Annotated in this window: 14 protein-coding genes; 11 read left to right on the top strand and 3 right to left on the bottom strand. The window is 64.5% G+C overall.

Annotated features, from left to right (window positions below; genetic code table 11):
* Positions 1 to 46 precede the first annotated feature (46 nt).
* Positions 47 to 1,813, top strand: coding sequence for an adenylate/guanylate cyclase domain-containing protein (locus ACSHT2_RS15635; RefSeq protein WP_319331594.1), 1,767 nt, complete (start codon positions 47 to 49; stop codon positions 1,811 to 1,813).
* Positions 1,814 to 1,862: 49 nt separating this feature from the next.
* Here the strand turns inward: ACSHT2_RS15635 and ACSHT2_RS15630 are convergent, their stop codons facing one another.
* From ACSHT2_RS15630 to ACSHT2_RS15620, 3 genes are all read right to left on the bottom strand, one after another.
* Complete coding sequence (locus tag ACSHT2_RS15630; RefSeq protein WP_440642336.1) at positions 1,863 to 3,509, bottom strand: DUF882 domain-containing protein; 1,647 nt, start codon at positions 3,507 to 3,509, stop codon at positions 1,863 to 1,865.
* Positions 3,510 to 3,782: 273 nt separating this feature from the next.
* Positions 3,783 to 6,008, bottom strand: coding sequence for a L,D-transpeptidase family protein (locus tag ACSHT2_RS15625; RefSeq protein WP_440642335.1), 2,226 nt, complete (start codon positions 6,006 to 6,008; stop codon positions 3,783 to 3,785).
* Positions 6,009 to 6,358: 350 nt separating this feature from the next.
* Positions 6,359 to 7,855: a sigma-54-dependent transcriptional regulator gene (locus ACSHT2_RS15620; RefSeq protein ID WP_440642334.1), complete on the bottom strand. Its 1,497-nt coding sequence runs from the start codon at positions 7,853 to 7,855 to the stop codon at positions 6,359 to 6,361.
* A gap of 127 nt (positions 7,856 to 7,982) precedes the next feature.
* On the opposite strand from ACSHT2_RS15620, the gene ACSHT2_RS15615 reads away from it, so the two are divergent.
* The 10 genes from ACSHT2_RS15615 (at position 7,983) to ACSHT2_RS15570 (ending at position 17,546) form a co-directional block, all read left to right on the top strand.
* The gene (locus tag ACSHT2_RS15615) at positions 7,983 to 9,890 is read left to right on the top strand and encodes a M3 family oligoendopeptidase (RefSeq protein ID WP_440642333.1); all 1,908 of its coding nucleotides are present in this window, start codon (positions 7,983 to 7,985) and stop codon (positions 9,888 to 9,890) included.
* Between the two features lie 73 nt (positions 9,891 to 9,963).
* Positions 9,964 to 10,188, top strand: coding sequence for an AbrB/MazE/SpoVT family DNA-binding domain-containing protein (locus tag ACSHT2_RS15610; protein ID WP_061850860.1), 225 nt, complete (start codon positions 9,964 to 9,966; stop codon positions 10,186 to 10,188).
* A 12-nt stretch (positions 10,189 to 10,200) separates the two neighbouring features.
* A complete protein-coding gene (locus ACSHT2_RS15605; RefSeq protein ID WP_440642332.1) occupies positions 10,201 to 10,590 on the top strand; it encodes a type II toxin-antitoxin system death-on-curing family toxin in 390 nt (129 codons plus the stop codon).
* Between the two features lie 96 nt (positions 10,591 to 10,686).
* A complete protein-coding gene (locus tag ACSHT2_RS15600) occupies positions 10,687 to 10,839 on the top strand; it encodes an aa3-type cytochrome c oxidase subunit IV (protein ID WP_440642331.1) in 153 nt (50 codons plus the stop codon).
* Between the two features lie 136 nt (positions 10,840 to 10,975).
* Complete coding sequence (locus tag ACSHT2_RS15595; protein WP_440642330.1) at positions 10,976 to 12,103, top strand: Re/Si-specific NAD(P)(+) transhydrogenase subunit alpha; 1,128 nt, start codon at positions 10,976 to 10,978, stop codon at positions 12,101 to 12,103.
* 11 nt (positions 12,104 to 12,114) lie between these two features.
* On the top strand, positions 12,115 to 12,432 hold the full coding sequence (locus tag ACSHT2_RS15590; RefSeq protein ID WP_440642329.1) for a proton-translocating transhydrogenase family protein: 318 nt from the start codon (positions 12,115 to 12,117) through the stop codon (positions 12,430 to 12,432).
* Between the two features lie 39 nt (positions 12,433 to 12,471).
* Positions 12,472 to 13,869, top strand: a complete 1,398-nt coding sequence (locus ACSHT2_RS15585) for an NAD(P)(+) transhydrogenase (Re/Si-specific) subunit beta (RefSeq protein WP_319331584.1) — start codon at positions 12,472 to 12,474, stop codon at positions 13,867 to 13,869.
* 216 nt (positions 13,870 to 14,085) lie between these two features.
* Positions 14,086 to 14,883 carry an alpha/beta hydrolase gene (locus tag ACSHT2_RS15580; protein WP_440642850.1) on the top strand — a complete coding sequence of 266 codons (798 nt, stop codon included), beginning with the start codon at positions 14,086 to 14,088 and terminating at the stop codon, positions 14,881 to 14,883.
* Positions 14,873 to 16,312, top strand: coding sequence for a sodium:proton antiporter (locus ACSHT2_RS15575; protein WP_440642328.1), 1,440 nt, complete (start codon positions 14,873 to 14,875; stop codon positions 16,310 to 16,312). Before ACSHT2_RS15580 ends, ACSHT2_RS15575 begins: the two co-directional genes overlap by 11 nt.
* 136 nt (positions 16,313 to 16,448) lie before the next feature.
* Complete coding sequence (locus tag ACSHT2_RS15570; protein ID WP_440642327.1) at positions 16,449 to 17,546, top strand: calcium:proton antiporter; 1,098 nt, start codon at positions 16,449 to 16,451, stop codon at positions 17,544 to 17,546.
* Positions 17,547 to 17,557 lie beyond the last annotated feature (11 nt).

Genomic DNA, 17,557 nt, shown 5'->3' with positions numbered 1-17,557 from the left:
GCAGAACCTCTGCGTCTGCTAGATTGCTCGGGGAAGAGACCGAGCGATGGATGTGCCGGGACCAGAGCGCAGGCTCGCCGCGGTCCTCGCCGCCGACATGGTCGGATTTAGCCGGCTCATGGAGGTCGACGAGGCCGGCACTCTCGCGCGCCTCAAGACCCATCGGGTCGAACTCATCGATCCAGCCATTGCCAAGAACCGCGGCCGTATCATCAAGACGACCGGCGATGGCATGCTGGCCGAATTCTACAGCGTCGTCGATGCCGTGCTCTGTGCCGCCGAGGTTCAGCGCCGCATGGCGCGGCGCAATGCCGACGTCCCGCCGCCGCGGTGGATACAATTCCGCATCGGCATCAATCTGGGCGATGTGATCGTCGATCAGAGCGACATTTTCGGCGATGGCGTCAACATCGCTGCGCGACTGGAGGCGCTGGCCGAGCCTGGGGGAATCTGCGTTTCAGGCGCGGTGCGCGATCAGGTCGGCGACCGCCTGGACGGAGTTCAGTTCGATGATCTCGGTGAACAGAGCGTCAAGAACATCGCCCGCCCGATCCGCGTCTTCCGCATTCGGCTGGTGGAGGGGCCTGCAGGCCTGCTCGACGGGTCGAACACTGCGCTGACGCCACCGGGTGTCTCGAAGAAGCCGTCCATCGCCGTGCTGCCATTCGCCAATATGAGTGGCGATCCGGAGCAGGAGTTCTTCGCGGACGGTCTCACCGAGGACATCATCACTGAGCTTTCACGCTTTCACGATCTGCTTGTCATCTCCCGCAACTCGACGTTCGTCTACAAGGGCAAGGCCGTAAAGGTTCAGGACATCGGCCGCGAGTTCGGAGTTGACTACGTCATCGAGGGCAGCGTGCGGAAGGCCGGGGAGCGCGTCCGCGTCACCGTGCAGCTGATCGATGCAGAGACCGACCGCCATATCTGGGCCGAACGCTACGACCGCGAGCTCCAGGACATCTTTGCCATCCAGGACGAGATGACCCGCGCGATCGCGGCGACTTTGCCCGGTCGGGTAGAAGCCGCAACGCACGACCGCACCAAGCGCAAGCCGACCGACAACATGCCCGCTTACGAATGCGTGCTGGCTGCAAAGCTCCTGCATCACCGGTCAACCCGCGACGACAACGCTCAGGCGCAGACGCTGCTCAACCGTGCGCTCGCGATGGATCCGAACTATGCCCACGCTCATGCCTGGAAGGCATGCGTGCTCGGCCAGTGCTGGATCTATGGCTGGTGCGCCGACCGCGAGGCGACCTTCGAGCAGGTGGCTTCGGAACTCGAGATCGCGCTGGCGCTCGATGACAATGACGCGGACGTGCACCGGATTCTTGCCGCACTCAATCTGACGCGTCACGATTACGAGAAGGCCACCTATCATCAGGAGCGTGCGCTCGCCCTCAATCCGAATTACGACCTGGTGGTCGTGCAACAGGGGGAGCTCCTGACCTGGCTGGGCCTGCCGGAGGAAGGCATCGACTGGATCAGGAAAGCGATGCGCCTTAATCCCTATCATCCCGAGCGCTTCTGGAGCCACCTGGGCCGCGCCTACTATTGTGCGGAGAAATACGCCGAGGCCGCCGAGGCATTTTCAAGGATCACACGCCCCGATTACACCCATCATGCGTTTCTGGCGGCGACATTCGCGCAGATGACGAATGCGATCGCGGCTGGCGCTCACGCCGCGGAGGTCCTGAAGCGCGAGCCAGGGTTCTCGGTGGCAGCTCATCTTGCGACGCTGCACTACAAGCGCGAACTCGACCGGCAGCGCCACGAGTCTGGCCTCATCGCGGCTGGCCTGCCGGCTTGATCGACCCGGAGCGAGGAAGATCAGAGAGAGCCTTGCTGACACCCGGGACTCAGCGCAGCGCGGCGGTGCGCACGACGAAGGACGTCGTCTCGAGCCTCGCGGTCGCGCTGCCCGAAAAACTCTCGCAGGACAGGCCGTACATGGGATCGTCGGCAAAACCCATCGTGATCACGGATTGCGGCTTGACGAAAAAGCTTCGCAGCGCCGCGGTATCGAGTTCTCCCATCAGCGTTACCGACATCGCGCGGCTGGCGCTCGGTGACAGCATCACGATCTTGAGCCAGATGCTTTCGCCGGCCGCGGAGAGGCGGGTGGCGGTGGCGATCCTGCCGTCGATGCTCTTGCCGACCACCATGTTGATCTCCGTCGCTTGAGCCACGCTGCGGGAGGCAGCAGCGGGGCGGGCGGTGCGCGGGATCGGCGCGGAGGCGGCGACGACATTGGCGCGGCCGACCGGGGAGGCGGCCGGCGCGTAAGCCAGGGCCTCGAAGGCTGCGTTGGACACGCTCGCGGTTGCTTGCGGCTCGGTGGCGGCGGCCAGCGCCTGACGCGCCTTCAACGCTGCGACCTGAGCCGGCGTCGCCTGCTGCGGCGCGGCCGGGACATCATCCCAGAAGCCGCGGGCATTGATGATGTCGGCCGGGGTCTCCAGCTTGCCCTCAACAGACTTGCCTTCAACAGACTTGCCGGTCGCCGGCTTGTCAGCCACGGGCGCGGGCTTCGGCTTGGGCGGCGCAACGATCTGCGCGTCGGCCGAGGCGAGCTGGAGGGTCGCGGCGATCTGCGGCTTGGCGCGGGGCGTCGGCACCGGCTCGGCGGGCTTGGCGGCGGCTGCGACCACGGTCGGCGCGGACGGCTTCGCGGCCTTTGCGGGCGCGCCCTCGTCGTCCTCGTCGCTGCTCGCGGCGGCGGGAGCCGGCTTGCTCCTGAACAAGGCGGCAAAGAAATTCGGCTTGCTGCCGGCATCGTCGCCGCTGCCGCGCCGCTCGATCTCCGCCTTGGCCAGCTCATAGTTCTTCAGCGGTACGCCGTCGGTCGGCAGGTGCACCGTTTTGCCGTCCGGGAAGACGCGGGCGAGCTGGTCATGCGTCATGCGCGGCCAGTGCCGGACGCTGCCGGTATCCAGATGGACGAAGGGCGAGCCGGAGGTCGGATAGAAACCGACGCCGCCGCGCTGGAGGCGCAGGCCGGCGAAGCGGATCTGCTCCAGCGGCACGCCCGGAATGTAGAAATCCATCGCATGTCCCAGCATGTGCTGGCTGGAGCGCGCCACACCGGAGGAGCGGCGGCGGAGCATGGCGTTGGTGGCGGGAGAGCGATAGGAGGAAATGATCTGGATCGGCTGCTTGCCGTCGACGTCGCGATAGACTTCCCAGAGAATGTCGAAGAGGCGACGGTCCATGACCGTCTCGTCCTGGGTGCGCCAGTCGCGCAAAAAGTGGTTGAGCTGCTTCAGCGCGGCTTCGTCATAGCGGCCGTCGCGCTTGAAGGTGACGGTGACGTCTTCGCCGGAATGGGTGTGGTGGAAGGAGAGCGTCTTGGTCTCGTTCAGTGCCGCGGCGTCGTGGACCGAGCCTGCGGCGGCAAGCAGCAACACGGAGGCGAGGCCGATCCGGGATCCGGCCTTCACCCCCGCATGGGACAACGACAGCACAACGAATTGGCGTGCAAGACCAGTCAGCACGTATGAGCCCACCCAGTCGACGAGCGTTCAAAATGGACTCTCCCGCCAACCCCGTTAGCAGCGCGAAGAGAATGAACGCTTTCTTAAAGCAAGAAGGTTAATTCGAGGTTGACCTTCCCGCCCCCAAACCAAGTCAGAATACAATCCTAAGCGGTTGACTGTGGCCAAAAAAAGCCCGCTGCCCAGGCCCAGGTTGACGATGGTTAACGTTAAGCGACCCCATCCAGGGGGACGGGGTCGCTGATATCATTGCGGTATTTTCGGAAATGAGGCGCCGAGCCGGGCTCAGCGGGTAAACACCCGCTGCTGCTGCGGGCGGCGCCCGACCGGAGCCGGCGGCGGGGTGGGAGCCGCCCCGAACAGCCGCTCGAAAAAGTTCAGGCCGGACGAACCGAAGCCACCGCCATTGTTGGCCACCGCCACGCCGGAGGGCAACGTCGTCGCCGGGCGCGAATAGCTCGGCTGGGAGTGGGCGACGACGCTCTCCAGGTCCTTGCCGCGGCTATTCTTCAGGATGTTGATCATGGTCGCATCGCGGCCGTAGATGTCCTTGCGGAATTGCAGCTTGCCGGCGTCATCCACGAACGCAGTCTGATAGGTGATGTTGACCGGGATCGGGGTCGGGAATTTCAGGTCGATCTCGCTCTTGCCGTACATGCTGCGCACGCGCTCCGGCGTGTACTTCTCGTTCGGCAGGGTGATGTTGAGCAGCACGGAGGCGTATTGATCCGGATTTTGCACGCGCATGCAGCCATGGCTGAAGGCGCGCTCGTCCCTGGCGAACAAATTCTTGTCCGGTGTGTCGTGCTGATAGACCAGGAACTTGTTCGGGAAGTTGAAGCGGATGCGGCCGAGCGCGTTGGCTTCGCCGGGCGGCTGCGAGATGTGCACCGAGCCGTCGCGGTTCTGCTCGAGCTTGAGGCCCATTCGCTGAAGCACGGTCGGGTCCTGCTGCAGCGCCGGCAGGTATTCATTGTAGACGATCGACGGCGGCACGTTCCAGGTCGGATTGACCGTGATGTACTTCATCGTCTCGGTGAGCAGCGGGGTGGCGTGCTGGCCCGGCTTGCCGGTGACGACGCGGGTGGTCCAGACCTGCTGGCCGCGCTGCATCACCTTCAACGTGAAGTCGGGAATGTTGAGGATGACATAGGCATCACCCAGCGAAGGCGCGCCGAGGTCGCGCGGCAGCCAGCGCCAGCGCTCCATGTTCACCACCACCACGTCGATCTGCTTGTCGCGCTTGGGGGTGTTGAGCGCCTTGACCGTCCTGTCGTCCAGAATACCGGTCGCCTTCATCTCGGCGCCGCTCTGGAATTTGCGCACGGCCTCGGCGACCGCCGCGTCGTAGCGGGTGTCGCTGGCGTTCTCGGCAAGGCCGAGCTTGGCGCGGAGCTGCGGCACGCGCGGATCTTCGACGACGATTTCAGCGCGCTTCTTGCTGGCCGGGGTGTATTTCAGCGCCGGGCCGTCGGCGATCTCGATCACCGGGCCGTTGCCCTGGCCGCGCAGCTCGGCGAGCTTGGCCTTCAGTTCCTTGTAGAGCTTGTGCGGCGGGTTGTAGCTGTCGAGCGCTGCGGAAGCATCCGCCGCGGTCGTGACCTTGGCGAGCACCTCGTTGGGGTCGACCGGATGTTCGGGATAGAGAATGTCGCCGCTGACCTGCGACCAATGCATGCGGCCGCTCTGGGCATGGCGCGCATAGTCGAACATGCCGGCGGTGAGCTTGAGCTCGGCATCCGCCAGCGCGTCGGGCGTCGTGGCGGCGGCGAAATCCGGCACCGGATAGTCGGCGGGATTGAGGCCGTCGGAGGCCGCGTCCTTCAGCCGCGTGATCACGCCCTTCGCCGCGGCGGTCAGGTTGCCGCCTTGCGTCCAGATCGGCGCGAAATCGCGTGCGCCGTAAAATTTCTCGATCGCCGCGCGCTCGTTCTTGCGGTCGAAATAGCGCGAGGTCTTGGCGCCGACGATGTCCTTGAGCTTGTCCGCGACCGGCTGGTCGGCGGCGGGCACGTTGCTCGCGGCCTTCACCGGCTCGGCGGCGGGAGCCGCTGCAGCAGGTGCTGCGGGAGCGGCCGGCGTGGCGGTCGCGGTATCAGCCTTTGCAGGCTCCGTCTTTGCAGGCTCGGTCGCAGCCTCGCTCTTCGCAGCCTCGCTCTTCGCAGCCTCGCTCTTCGGCGCTTCAGGCGCCGGCGTGGTGGCGACGTCGGACGGCTTGGTCTCGACCTTGTCCGGCGCTGGCGCGGCGTCCGCCTTGACGGACTCCTTGGCGATTTCCTTGGTGGGATCCTGCACCGTGGCGGTGGTGTCCAACTTGATGTCGGCTGCAGTGGGGGGCGGGACGTTTGCAGGCTCGGGGCGCGGGATCGCAGCTTCGATCGCGAGCTCGGCGGCGCTGCTGCGCGCCTGGTCCTGCGCCAGGGCCGAGCTGGCGGACACCGCGAGGAAGGTCGCCGCGACCGTCATCAAGACGCGGTCAAAGCCCGCACGGTGGTTCAAACAGTCACGCATTGTGTCGCACCCCTCGGGTGAACTGTCCCTTCGTGGAACAGCTTCGTTATCGCCTATTGATGAGCTTCGGCTAAACCGCGCCGGCCTCTCGAAAGTTGCACGCCTGCACGCAACGATTCTTACGCAGACGATATACAGGCCCCGATTTTGCGGCCAGCGCTACCCGGGACAACTCACGACAAACTGACTTCAAGGGGGCCTCTTGGCAACGGATTGTGCGCTTCTGCCACGCGGTTTTCCCTCTGTCTGTCACTTCCGGGTCACGGTTCAAATCGCAGTCGAATTCTGTCGCCATGCGAACGGGTTAAAGCTGTGGCGCACCGTCGCGCGAACCTGCGTTCGCAGCTGGCTCAGTGCGTCTCCTCACCGCTTTTGCCGCCATGTCCGGGAACCCCTGCCTCGTCGAGTTTGCGGTAGAGCGTCGACCGGCCGATCTTGAGGCGGCGAGCCACTTCGGACATCTGGCCGCGATAATGCGAGATCGCGAAGCGGATGATCTCGTTCTCCATGTCCTCCAGCGCGCGCACATCGCCGGTCGCGGTGAGCATGGTGAGAGTTCCCACGGCAGTCAGTGGCGCGATCGGTATTTCATTACCTGATATTATGGAAGGCATCGCCGCCGGCTCGAGCATCAGCGGAGCGGTCGGAATATCCGTAACGGGATGCGGCTGCGAGGCGAGCAGGGGGAAATCGCCAATGTCGAGCTGGTCGCCGTCGCTCATCACCACGGCGCGGTAGACCGCGTTTTCGAGCTGGCGGATGTTGCCGGGCCAGTCGAGCTGGGCCAGGTGCGCCACCGCCTCGCCGCTGATGCCGGTGATCGGGCGGTTCTCCTCGGCGGCAAAGCGCGCCAGGAAATGCCTGAGCAGATGCGGGATGTCCTCGGGCCGGGCGCGCAGCGAGGGGATCGTCAGCGGAAGCACGTGCAGGCGATAGAACAGGTCTTCGCGGAAATGTCCCTGTTTCACCCGCTCCAGCAGCTTGCGATTGGTTGCCGAGATGATGCGGACGTCGACCTTGACCGGCTTGCGGCCGCCGACGGCCTCCACGGCACCTTCCTGGAGCGCGCGCAGCAGCTTCACCTGCGCGGTCAGCGGCAGCTCGCTGACCTCGTCCAGAAACAGCGTGCCGCCATGGGCCTCGACAAACTTGCCCATGTGCCGCTCGGTGGCGCCGGTGAAGGCGCCCTTCTCGTGGCCGAACAGGATGGACTCGACGAGGTTGTCGGGAATCGCGCCGCAATTGACCGCGACGAACGGCTTGGCCTTGCGCTCGCCGCTGCCATGGATGGCGCGCGCGAACATCTCCTTGCCGACGCCGGACTCGCCCTCGATCAGCACGGGGATCGCGGAATTTGCCGCCTTCTGCGCGGCTCGCATCACCGGGGTCATTGCCTCAGCGCGCGTGATGATGTCGGAGAAGGTCAGCCGGCCCTCACGGCTGTGACGGATGCGCTGCAATTCGCCCTTGAGCGCGGACGTGTTGAGCGCGTTGCGCAAGGAGACCTGGAGCCGCTCCACGCCGACCGGCTTGACGACGAAATCGGCCGCGCCCGCGCGCATCGCCGAGATCACGTTGTCGATGCCGCCATGGGCGGTCTGCACGATGACGGGGATGGTCAGGCCGGCTTCGCGGATTTTCGCAAGTACGCCCATGCCGTCGAGGCCGGGCATCACGAGATCGAGGATGACGGCGTCGATGGCCGGTGCATCGGGGGCGGTCAGGGTGGCAATTGCGGCGTCCCCGGAGTCCACGACGACCGTCTCATAGCCGCATTTCTGCACCATGTTTTCGACCAGCCGGCGGGCTACAGCGTCGTCGTCGGCGATCAAAATACTGGCAGCCATGGTGTTCCCCGCACGCTACTACTATCTGTCTCGAATCGGGGCACTCTGGCCGAAGCCGATTAACGCATGCTTAAGCCTTGATGCCCCCGCCCGCCGTCGCGATTGTTGAACACAGGTTTTCCACACAATGACTTCGCGCTCCAAGACCGCACTCGCAAAATCTGCACTCCGCAAGCCAGCCACCAAGAAATCCGCCGCCAAGAAATCCGCTGCCAAGAAAAAATCCTCCAAGCCTTCGCCCGCACATCCTGCGAGCAAGACCGGCAAGCTTCCGGAGTGGAACCTCGCCGATCTCTATTCCGGGATCGACGCGCCGGAAGTGGCGCGCGATCTCGAAAAGTTGGATGCCGACTGCGTCGCCTTCGAGACGGACTACAAGGGCAAGCTGGCGACAGGGACAGCAAACGAAGATGGCGGAAAATGGCTCGCTGAAGCCGTGCGACGCTATGAGGCGATCGACGATCTCGCCGGCCGTCTCGGCTCCTATGCCGGTCTCGTCCATGCCGGCGACAGCGTGGACCCTGCGATTTCAAAGTTTTACGGCGACGTGTCCGAGCGCCTGACGGCGGCGTCAACGCATCTGTTGTTCTTCGCGCTCGAGCTCAATCGGATCGATGACGATATTTTGAACCGCGCGATGCAGGCCGCCGAGCTCGCCTACTACCGTCCCTGGATCGAAGACTTGCGCAAGGAGAAGCCATACCAGCTCGACGACAAGCTCGAGCAGCTTTTCCTGGAGAAGGCGCAGACCGGCTATTCCGCCTTCAACCGGCTGTTCGACCAGACCATCTCCGGCCTGCGCTTCAAGGTCGGCTCCAAGGAGCTCGCGATCGAGCCGACGCTCAACCTGCTGCAGGACCGCGACGGCACCAAGCGCAAGAGCGCGGCGGAGGCACTGGCGAAGACCTTCAAGGCCAATGAGCGCACCTTTGCGCTGATCACCAACACGCTGGCCAAGGACAAGGACATCTCCGACCGCTGGCGCGGCTTCAAGGACGTTGCGGATTCCCGCCATCTGAACAACCGCGTCGAGCGTGAGGTGGTCGACGCATTGGTTGCCTCGGTGCGCGCGGCCTATCCGAAGCTGTCGCATCGCTACTATGCGCTGAAGGCGAAGTGGTTCGGCAAGAAGCGGCTGGCCTATTGGGACCGCAACGCGCCGCTGCCGTTTGCAGCAACCGACGTCATTGCCTGGCCGGAGGCGCGAAGCATGGTGCTGACGGCCTATCGAGGCTTCTCTCCCAGGATGGCCGATATCGCCGAGCGCTTCTTCACCGATCGCTGGATCGACGCGCCGGTGCGGCCGGGCAAGGTGCCGGGGGCGTTCTCGCATCCGACCACGCCGTCGGCGCACCCCTACGTGCTGATGAACTACCAGGGCAAGCCGCGCGACGTGATGACGCTCGCGCATGAGCTTGGCCATGGCGTCCATCAGGTGCTCGCCGCGAAGAACGGCGCGCTGATGGCGCCGACGCCGCTGACGCTGGCGGAGACCGCGAGCGTGTTCGGCGAGATGCTCACGTTCAAGCGGCTGCTTGCCCAGACCAAGAATGCAAGACAGCGCCAGGCGCTGCTCGCCGGCAAGGTCGAGGACATGATCAACACCGTGGTGCGGCAGATCGCGTTCTATTCCTTCGAGCGCGCGGTCCACACCGAGCGCAAGAACGGCGAGCTCACCGCGACGCGGCTCGGAGAGATCTGGCTGTCGGTGCAGGGCGAGAGCTTAGGGCCCGCGATCGAGATCAAGGCGGGCTACGAGAACTACTGGATGTACATCCCGCATTTCATCCATTCGCCGTTCTACGTCTACGCCTATGCCTTCGGCGACTGCCTCGTGAACTCGCTCTACGCCGTCTACGAGAATGCGGCCGAAGGCTTTGCCGAGCGCTATCTCGACATGCTCGCCGCCGGCGGCACCAAGCACTATTCCGAGCTGCTGCGGCCGTTCGGGCTGGATGCCAAGGACCCGAAGTTCTGGGACGGCGGGCTCAGCGTCATCGCCGGGATGATCGACGAGCTGGAGGCGATGGGCTGAGGTAGGGGCCGTAAAACATTTGTTGAACGATCGCGCGGGGTCATGTTATACAAGTGTATAACGAGGTGCGGCCATGAAGATCGAGATCAAGAAGATCGGCAATTCGGACGGGTTGTTGCTGCCGCGCGAACTGATGCAGCGGCTCGATCTCAAGCGCGGGCAGCAATTGCATATCGTCGAATTGCCCGGCGGTGGTTTCCAGGCGCTGCCCTACGATCCGGATTTCGAGCGGACGATGGAAATCGCCGACGAGATCATGGACAAGTATCGCGATACGCTCGCTGCGCTCGCAAAATAGCTGCCTGACCGGATGAGCGAGCCTCAAGAGCCGCTGTGGTATGAGCAGGCTGTCGCAATTCACAGCCGCCAGCTTCGCCGTTTTGGCGGTGCGCCGGGGCTACGCGATGACGGCATGCTGCGATCGGCGCTGGACCGGCCGATCAACAAATGGCGCTACGAGCAGGCTCCACTGGATGAACTCGCCGCAGCCTACGCGTTTGGTCTCGCGAAGAACCATGCATTCGTCGATGGAAACAAGCGCATTGCCTTCATGGCGATGATGGTCTTCCTGCACAAGAACGGCGCGGCCTTCAGTCCCGATCCTGCGGAGGCGACGGCGATCATCCTCTCACTTGCTGCCGGCGAAGTCAGTGAGGAGAGCCTTGCGCGCTGGATCCGCGACAATTGGAATTCCAAATGACCCGATTTGCGGAAAAACCCCACCTCGGTGCCGTTGCCCTGTTCAAATCTTTAAGGTATCCCAGCCCGAGAATTCGACTTTCGACTGGGGACATCCATGGCTGACCATAGTGAAGTGGCGTACACCACCGCCGACGGCAACGACTATGTTGCCCACGAGCAGACCTATGAGGGCTTCATCAAACTGGTGAAGTACGGCACGGTCTCGGTCGCGTTCATCGTGATCCTGATGGCGATCTTCCTCACCTGATCCATCGCCTGCCGCACCGCCAGCGTCGTCGGTGCCCACAAAATTTGCATCTAAGCCGGATTGAAAACCGGTATCCAACGTTGCGGGAGTAACGCTAAGTTCGCGTGCGCGCTTTTCCCGCGTCGCCGGAGGGCTCATGAAGATCGCCGTTGCCAAGGAAATCGATCCGTCGGAGCCGCGCGTCGCCGCTTCGCCTGATACGGTGAAGAAGTTCAAGGCGTTGGGCGCCGAGATCGCTGTCGAGCCGGGCGCCGGCCTCAAGTCGGGCCTGCCTGATTCCGAGTTCACCGCCGCGGGCGCCACCGTCAGCGCCGACGCGCTGAAGGATGCCGACATCATCATCAAGGTGAAGCGCCCCGAGGCGTCCGAGCTCGCGCAGTACAAGCGCGGCGCGCTCGTCATCGCGATCATGGATCCCTACGGCAACGATGCCGCGCTCAAAACGATGGCCGATGCCGGCATCTCCGCATTCGCTATGGAGCTGATGCCGCGCATCACCCGCGCGCAGGTGATGGACGTGCTGTCCTCGCAGGCGAACCTCGCCGGCTACCGCGCCGTGATCGAGGGCGCCGAGGCCTTCGGCCGCGCCTTCCCGATGATGATGACGGCCGCCGGCACCGTGCCTGCGGCCAAGGTGTTCGTGATGGGCGTCGGCGTCGCCGGCCTCCAGGCGATCGCAACCGCGCGCCGCCTCGGCGCCGTCGTCACGGCCACGGACGTGCGCCCCGCCACCAAGGAGCAGGTCGAATCGCTCGGCGCCAAATTCCTCGCGGTCGAGGACGAGGAGTTCAAGAACGCACAGACCGCCGGCGGCTACGCCAAGGAAATGTCCAAGGAGTACCAGGCCAAGCAGGCCGCGCTCACTGCCGAGCATATCAAGAAGCAGGACATCGTGATCACGACCGCGCTGATTCCGGGCCGGCCGGCCCCGAAGCTCGTCAGCGCCGACATGGTCAAGTCGATGAAGCCGGGTTCGGTGCTGGTCGATCTCGCCGTCGAGCGCGGCGGCAATGTCGAGGGTGCGAAGCCGGGCGAGGTCGTCGACCTCGATGGCATCAAGATCGTCGGCTACACCAACGTCGCCGGCCGCGTCGCGGCTTCGGCTTCCAGCCTCTATGCCCGCAATCTGTTCTCCTTCATCGAGACCATGGTCGACAAGAAAGAGAAGAAGCTCGCCGTCAACTGGGACGACGAACTGGTCAAGGCCACCGCGCTGACCAAGGACGGTGCCGTCATCCACCCGAACTTCCAGCCGAAGGCGTAAGGAGAGAAGCCATGGAGCATGTTGCACAGGTCGTCGACCCCTTCATCTTCCAGCTGTCGATCTTCGTCCTCGCCGTCTTCGTCGGCTATTTCGTCGTCTGGTCGGTGACGCCGGCGCTGCATACGCCGCTGATGAGCGTCACCAACGCGATCTCCTCGGTGATCGTGGTCGGCGCGCTGCTCGCGGTCGGGGTCGGCATGATTTCGAGCGGCTCGGGCTGGGCGCGCGGCTTCGGCTTCGTCGCGCTCGTCTTCGCTTGTGTGAACATTTTCGGCGGCTTCCTTGTCACCCAGCGCATGCTGGCGATGTACAAGAAGAAGTCGAAGTGAGCGGCCACCTCGGGCTGAAGGGATCAATGGGGACCTGAGATGAGCGCCAATCTCTCTGCATTCTTGTATCTCGTGGCGGGGGTGCTGTTCATCCTGTCGCTGCGCGGGCTGTCGAGCCCGGCATCGTCGCGCCAGGGCAATCTGTTCGGCATGATCGGCATGGCGATCGCGGTCGCCACCACGCTCGCAAGCCATCCGCCGGCCGACGGCGTCGCGTGGATCCTCGTCATCCTCGCGGTTGCGATCGGCGGCGGCGTCGGCGCGGTGATCGCCCGCCGCGTGCCGATGACCTCGATGCCGGAACTGGTCGCCGCCTTCCACTCGCTGGTCGGCATGGCCGCAGTGCTGGTCGCGGCCGGCGCGTTCTACGCGCCGGAGGCCTTCGGCATCGGGACCCCCGGCAACATCCATCCGCAGAGCCTGGTCGAGATGTCGCTCGGCGTCGCCATCGGCGCGCTGACCTTCACCGGCTCGGTGATCGCGTTCCTGAAGCTGTCGGCGCGCATGAGCGGCGCTCCGATCCTCCTGCCGTTCCGCCACATCATCAACATCGCGTTGGCTCTGGCGCTGGTGTTCTTCATCGTCGGCCTCGTGCTGTCAGGCAGCGCGTTCGACTTCTGGATGATCGTCATCCTCGCGCTGGCGCTCGGCGTGCTCATGATCATCCCGATCGGCGGCGCCGACATGCCGGTCGTGATCTCGATGCTGAACTCCTACTCCGGCTGGGCCGCGGCCGGCATCGGCTTTACGCTCGGCAATTCCGCGCTGATCATCACCGGCGCGCTGGTCGGCTCCTCCGGCGCGATCCTGTCCTACATCATGTGCCACGCGATGAACCGGTCCTTCATCTCGGTCATCCTCGGCGGCTTCGGCGGCGAGACCGCCGCGGCGGGTGGGGGAACCGGTGAGCAGAAGCCGGCCAAGCTCGGTTCGGCGGACGACGCAGCCTTCATCATGAAGAACGCCTCCAAGGTCATCATCGTGCCCGGTTACGGCATGGCGGTGGCGCAGGCCCAGCACGCGCTGCGCGAAATGGCCGACGTCCTGAAGAAGGAAGGCGTCGAGGTGAAATACGCCATTCACCCGGTGGCCGGCCGCATGCCCGGCCACATGAACGTGCTGCTCGCCGAGGCCAACGTGCCCTATGACGAGGTGTTCGAGCTCGAGGACATCAACTCCGAATTCGCGCAGGCCGACATCGCCTTCGTGATCGGCGCCAACGACGTCACCAACCCGGCGGCCGAAGAGGACAAGTCCTCGCCGATCTACGGCATGCCGGTGCTCCAGGTCTGGAAGGCCGGCACCGTGATGTTCATCAAGCGCTCGCTCGCCTCTGGTTACGCGGGCATCGACAATCCGCTGTTCTATCGCGACAACACCATGATGCTGCTCGGCGACGCCAAGAAGGTCACCGAGAACATCGTCAAGGCGATGTAGCGCGAGGCGCGCGAACCGTGGCCATCAGCAGGGAATGGCACCGGTCCCATCCCATGCCGCCCAATGCGACGCGCGAGCAGCGCGTCAAATGGCACGCCGCCCACAAGGTGGCGTGCGGTTGCCGCGATGTTCCGGCGAGCCTCCGGCCCGATGTCATGAAATTGCTGCGGAGCCGTCGCAAGCCCTAGCCTCAATCGAGAGGCGGGCCGCGCAATGATGACCATCGTCAAGTGGATCGCCATTGCGCTGGTGACCGTCTATTGCGCCGGTCTGCTCATGCTGTATGTCCGGCAGCGCGAGATGCTGTTTCCGATCCCGCCCGTCGGCCGCACAGCACCGGATGCCGCCGGCCTTCCCGAGGCGGAAGAGCACATGCTGACCACGTCGGACGGCGAGAAAATCGTCGTCTGGCACGTGCCGGCCAAGCCAAATCGTCCCGTGATCCTGTACTTCCCCGGCAACGGCGATTTTCTCGCCGGCCGCGTCAGCCGTTTCAAGGCGATGACCGCCGACGGCACCGGCCTCGTTGCCCTGTCCTATCGCGGCTATGCCGGCTCGAGCGGGGCACCGAGCGAACAGGGCCTGCTGCGCGATGCCGCAGCCGCCTATGCCTTCACCACTGCGCGCTATGGAGTGGAACGAATCGTCATCTGGGGCTTTTCGCTCGGGACGGGCGTGGCGGTTGCGCTCGCATCCGAACACCCGGTCGGCAGGCTGATCCTGGAGGCGCCTTATACCTCGACGGTCGACATCGCCGCACTGGCATTCCGCTTCGTGCCGGTGCGCCTTCTGATGCGCGACCAGTTTCGTTCCGACGAACGGATCGCGCGCGTCACGGTGCCGCTGTTGGTGATGCATGGCACCAATGACCTTGCCATTTCGATTATGTTCGGGGAGCGTCTGTTCGCGCTCGCGCGCGAACCGAAGCAGTTCGTTCGCTTTGCAGGCGGCGGACACGACAATCTCGACGCCTTCGGTGCGGTCGAAAAGGCAAGGCAGTTCATTGGATCCTAAACGGCTCGTCACGCGGCTCTGCAGCCAGACCCTCGCCGCCATCCTGACATTGTTGCCGCATCAGGCGTGGGCCGCGACCGGGCTCGACGGCGCGGCGATGCGCTGGCCCTATGCGCTGCCCTTTGCCGGCCTGTTGCTGTCGATCGCTCTGGGGCCGCTGCTGTTCGCAAAATTCTGGCACCACCATTACGGCAAGATCGCCGCGGCCTGGTCGCTGCTGGCGCTCGCCTCGCTCGTCATCTTCGCCGGCGGCATGGCGACGCTGGCGGCGCTCGTTCACGCCGTGCTCGCCGAATATCTCGGCTTCATCGTGCTGTTGTTCTCGCTCTATGTCGTTGCCGGGGGCGTCCTCATCACCGGGGACATCAAGGCGACGCCGGCGACCAACGCCGGCATCCTCGCGCTTGGCACGTTGGGGGCGAGCGTCGTCGGCACCACGGGTGCCGCGATGATCCTGATCCGCCCCTTGATCCGTGCCAACCGGCTGCGGCGTCACAACATCCATGTCGTCATCTTCTTCATCATCCTGGTTGCCAATGTCGGCGGCGCGCTGAGCCCGCTCGGCGATCCCCCGCTCTTCGTCGGCTTCCTGCACGGCGTCGACTTCTTCTGGACCACGCGGGCCCTCTGGTTGCAGACCGCGATCGTGGCCGGACTGCTGCTCGCGATCTTCATCGCCGTCGACGTCTGGCATTTCCGGAGCGAGCCGCTCGGTGACACCGGCCCAGCGCAGCCGGTCCGCATCCGCGGCCTCGTCAATCTGGTGCTGATCGCGGCCATCGTCGCGAGCCTGCTGGCCTCGGCAATGTGGAAGCCCGGCGTAGCCTTCGACATTCTCGGCACCAAGCTGGACCTGGAGGACGTCGTCCGCAATCTGGCGCTGCTGGCCATTGCGGCGCTGTCGGTGTGGCTGACGCCGGACGAGCACAGGCAGGCCAACGGCTTCACCTGGGAGCCCATCCGCGAGGTCGCAAAGCTGTTCGCCGGCATCTTCGTCGCCATCATTCCGGTCATTGCCATGCTCAATGCCGGCCATCACGGTGCGTTCGCATGGCTGCTGTCCGCCGTAACGGGGCCGGACGGCGCGCCGCGCGAGGTCGCCTATTTCTGGTTCACCGGCCTGATGTCCGCGTTCCTCGACAATGCTCCGACCTATCTGTTGTTCTTCGAGCTCGCCGGCGGCGACCCGCAGGTGCTGATGCACGAGCTCTCGGGTACGCTTGCCTCGATCTCGATGGGGGCCGTCTACATGGGAGCGCTCACCTATATCGGCAACGCGCCGAACTTCATGGTGAGCAGCATCGCCAGCGAGAACGGCATCGAGATGCCGAGCTTCTTCGGCTATCTCGTGCGCGCGGGTATCGTGCTGATCCCCCTGTTCCTGCTGCTGACGCTGCTGCCGGTCGCCCCGATCCTGCACTGGCATTGAATCTGCCGGCCGATTTGCTACTGCTCGGCCGAGTTGCGATGAATTTTCATCGCAGCTCGCGTTTCTCGGTTGCACATGATCTTATCGAAGAACCGCAACAAAGTTTTCCGGATCATGCTGGGACTGGAGCCGGTGGATGAGCGCGCATAATCCGATGCCCCGGTCGGCCTGGGTCTTTCCGGCGCTGGCCGTGCTGTTGTTCGCAGCCGTCAGCGCGACGGATTATGTGTTCACGCTGTCGTTTGCCGGACTCGTCTTCGCCATCGTCCTTCTGGTCATCCTGTTCGGCACCGTGTTCGCCGCGGTTCATCATGCCGAGGTGATCGCGGAACGGGTCGGCGAACCCTATGGCACGCTGGTGCTGACGCTCTCGGTGACCATCATCGAGGTCGCGCTGATCACCACGATCATGCTGGGCGACAAGCCTGCCCCGGCACTGGCGCGCGACACCGTATTCGCCGTCGTCATGATCGTCTGCAACGGTCTCGTCGGCCTCTGCATCTTCATCGGCGGCCTGCGCTATCGCGAGCAGGGCTTCCAGCTCTCAGGGGCCAACGTCTATCTCAGCGTGCTGTTCGCGCTCGCGACCATCACGCTGATCCTGCCGAACTACACCACGACCACGCCGGGGCCGGTCTATTCGGCGGTTCAGCTCGGCTTCGTCGACGTGGTCACGCTCGCGCTGTACGGGGTGTTTCTCTACACCCAGACCGTCCTGCACAAGGATTACTTCGTGCATGAACGGGCCGAGGGCGAGGGCGGGGAGGTGCACCCGTCGGCCGGGGCGCTCGCGCTCACCGTGGCGCTGCTCCTGGTCTCGCTTCTGGCGGTCGTGCTGCTGGCGAAGAAATTCTCGCTTGTGGTCGATGCCGTCGGCGCCAGGATCGGCGCGCCATCGGCCTTCGCCGGCCTTCTGGTCGCGCTGCTGATCCTGATGCCCGAGGGCGTCGCGGCCATCGCGGCGGCCCGCAGGAACGATCTCCAGAAGAGCATCAACCTTGCGCTCGGCTCGTCGCTGGCGACCATCGGTCTGACGATCCCTGCCGTCGGCGTCGCCACCTACGCGCTCGACAAGGAGCTCGAGCTCGGCCTCAGCGCCCAGGGCAGCGTGCTTTTGCTGCTGACCTTCTTCCTGAGCATGCTGACCTTCGGCACGGGCAGGACCAATGTCCTGTTCGGACTGGTGCATATGGTGGTATTTGCCGTCTACGTGTTCATGGTTTTCGTGCCCTGAAGTGCAAAAGG

Origin of the sequence: Bradyrhizobium sp. PUT101, assembly GCF_052043945.1 — a bacterium.
Taxonomy (GTDB): domain Bacteria; phylum Pseudomonadota; class Alphaproteobacteria; order Rhizobiales; family Xanthobacteraceae; genus Bradyrhizobium.
The sequence above is the reverse complement of the archived record's forward strand: the minus strand, read 5'-3'. Positions and strand labels throughout refer to the sequence as shown.

Bases quoted from the DNA above. Each gene is read 5' to 3' on its own strand.
- ACSHT2_RS15635 (WP_319331594.1), top strand. From the start codon at position 47: ATGGATGTGCCGGGACCAGAGCGCAGGCTCGCCGCGGTCCTCGCCGCC.
- ACSHT2_RS15625 (WP_440642335.1), bottom strand. From the start codon at position 6,008: ATGCGTGACTGTTTGAACCACCGTGCGGGCTTTGACCGCGTCTTGATG.
- ACSHT2_RS15620 (WP_440642334.1), bottom strand. From the start codon at position 7,855: ATGGCTGCCAGTATTTTGATCGCCGACGACGACGCTGTAGCCCGCCGG.
- ACSHT2_RS15615 (WP_440642333.1), top strand. From the start codon at position 7,983: ATGACTTCGCGCTCCAAGACCGCACTCGCAAAATCTGCACTCCGCAAG.
- ACSHT2_RS15610 (WP_061850860.1), top strand. From the start codon at position 9,964: ATGAAGATCGAGATCAAGAAGATCGGCAATTCGGACGGGTTGTTGCTG.
- ACSHT2_RS15605 (WP_440642332.1), top strand. From the start codon at position 10,201: ATGAGCGAGCCTCAAGAGCCGCTGTGGTATGAGCAGGCTGTCGCAATT.
- ACSHT2_RS15600 (WP_440642331.1), top strand. From the start codon at position 10,687: ATGGCTGACCATAGTGAAGTGGCGTACACCACCGCCGACGGCAACGAC.
- ACSHT2_RS15595 (WP_440642330.1), top strand. From the start codon at position 10,976: ATGAAGATCGCCGTTGCCAAGGAAATCGATCCGTCGGAGCCGCGCGTC.
- ACSHT2_RS15590 (WP_440642329.1), top strand. From the start codon at position 12,115: ATGGAGCATGTTGCACAGGTCGTCGACCCCTTCATCTTCCAGCTGTCG.
- ACSHT2_RS15585 (WP_319331584.1), top strand. From the start codon at position 12,472: ATGAGCGCCAATCTCTCTGCATTCTTGTATCTCGTGGCGGGGGTGCTG.
- ACSHT2_RS15580 (WP_440642850.1), top strand. From the start codon at position 14,086: ATGACCATCGTCAAGTGGATCGCCATTGCGCTGGTGACCGTCTATTGC.
- ACSHT2_RS15570 (WP_440642327.1), top strand. From the start codon at position 16,449: ATGAGCGCGCATAATCCGATGCCCCGGTCGGCCTGGGTCTTTCCGGCG.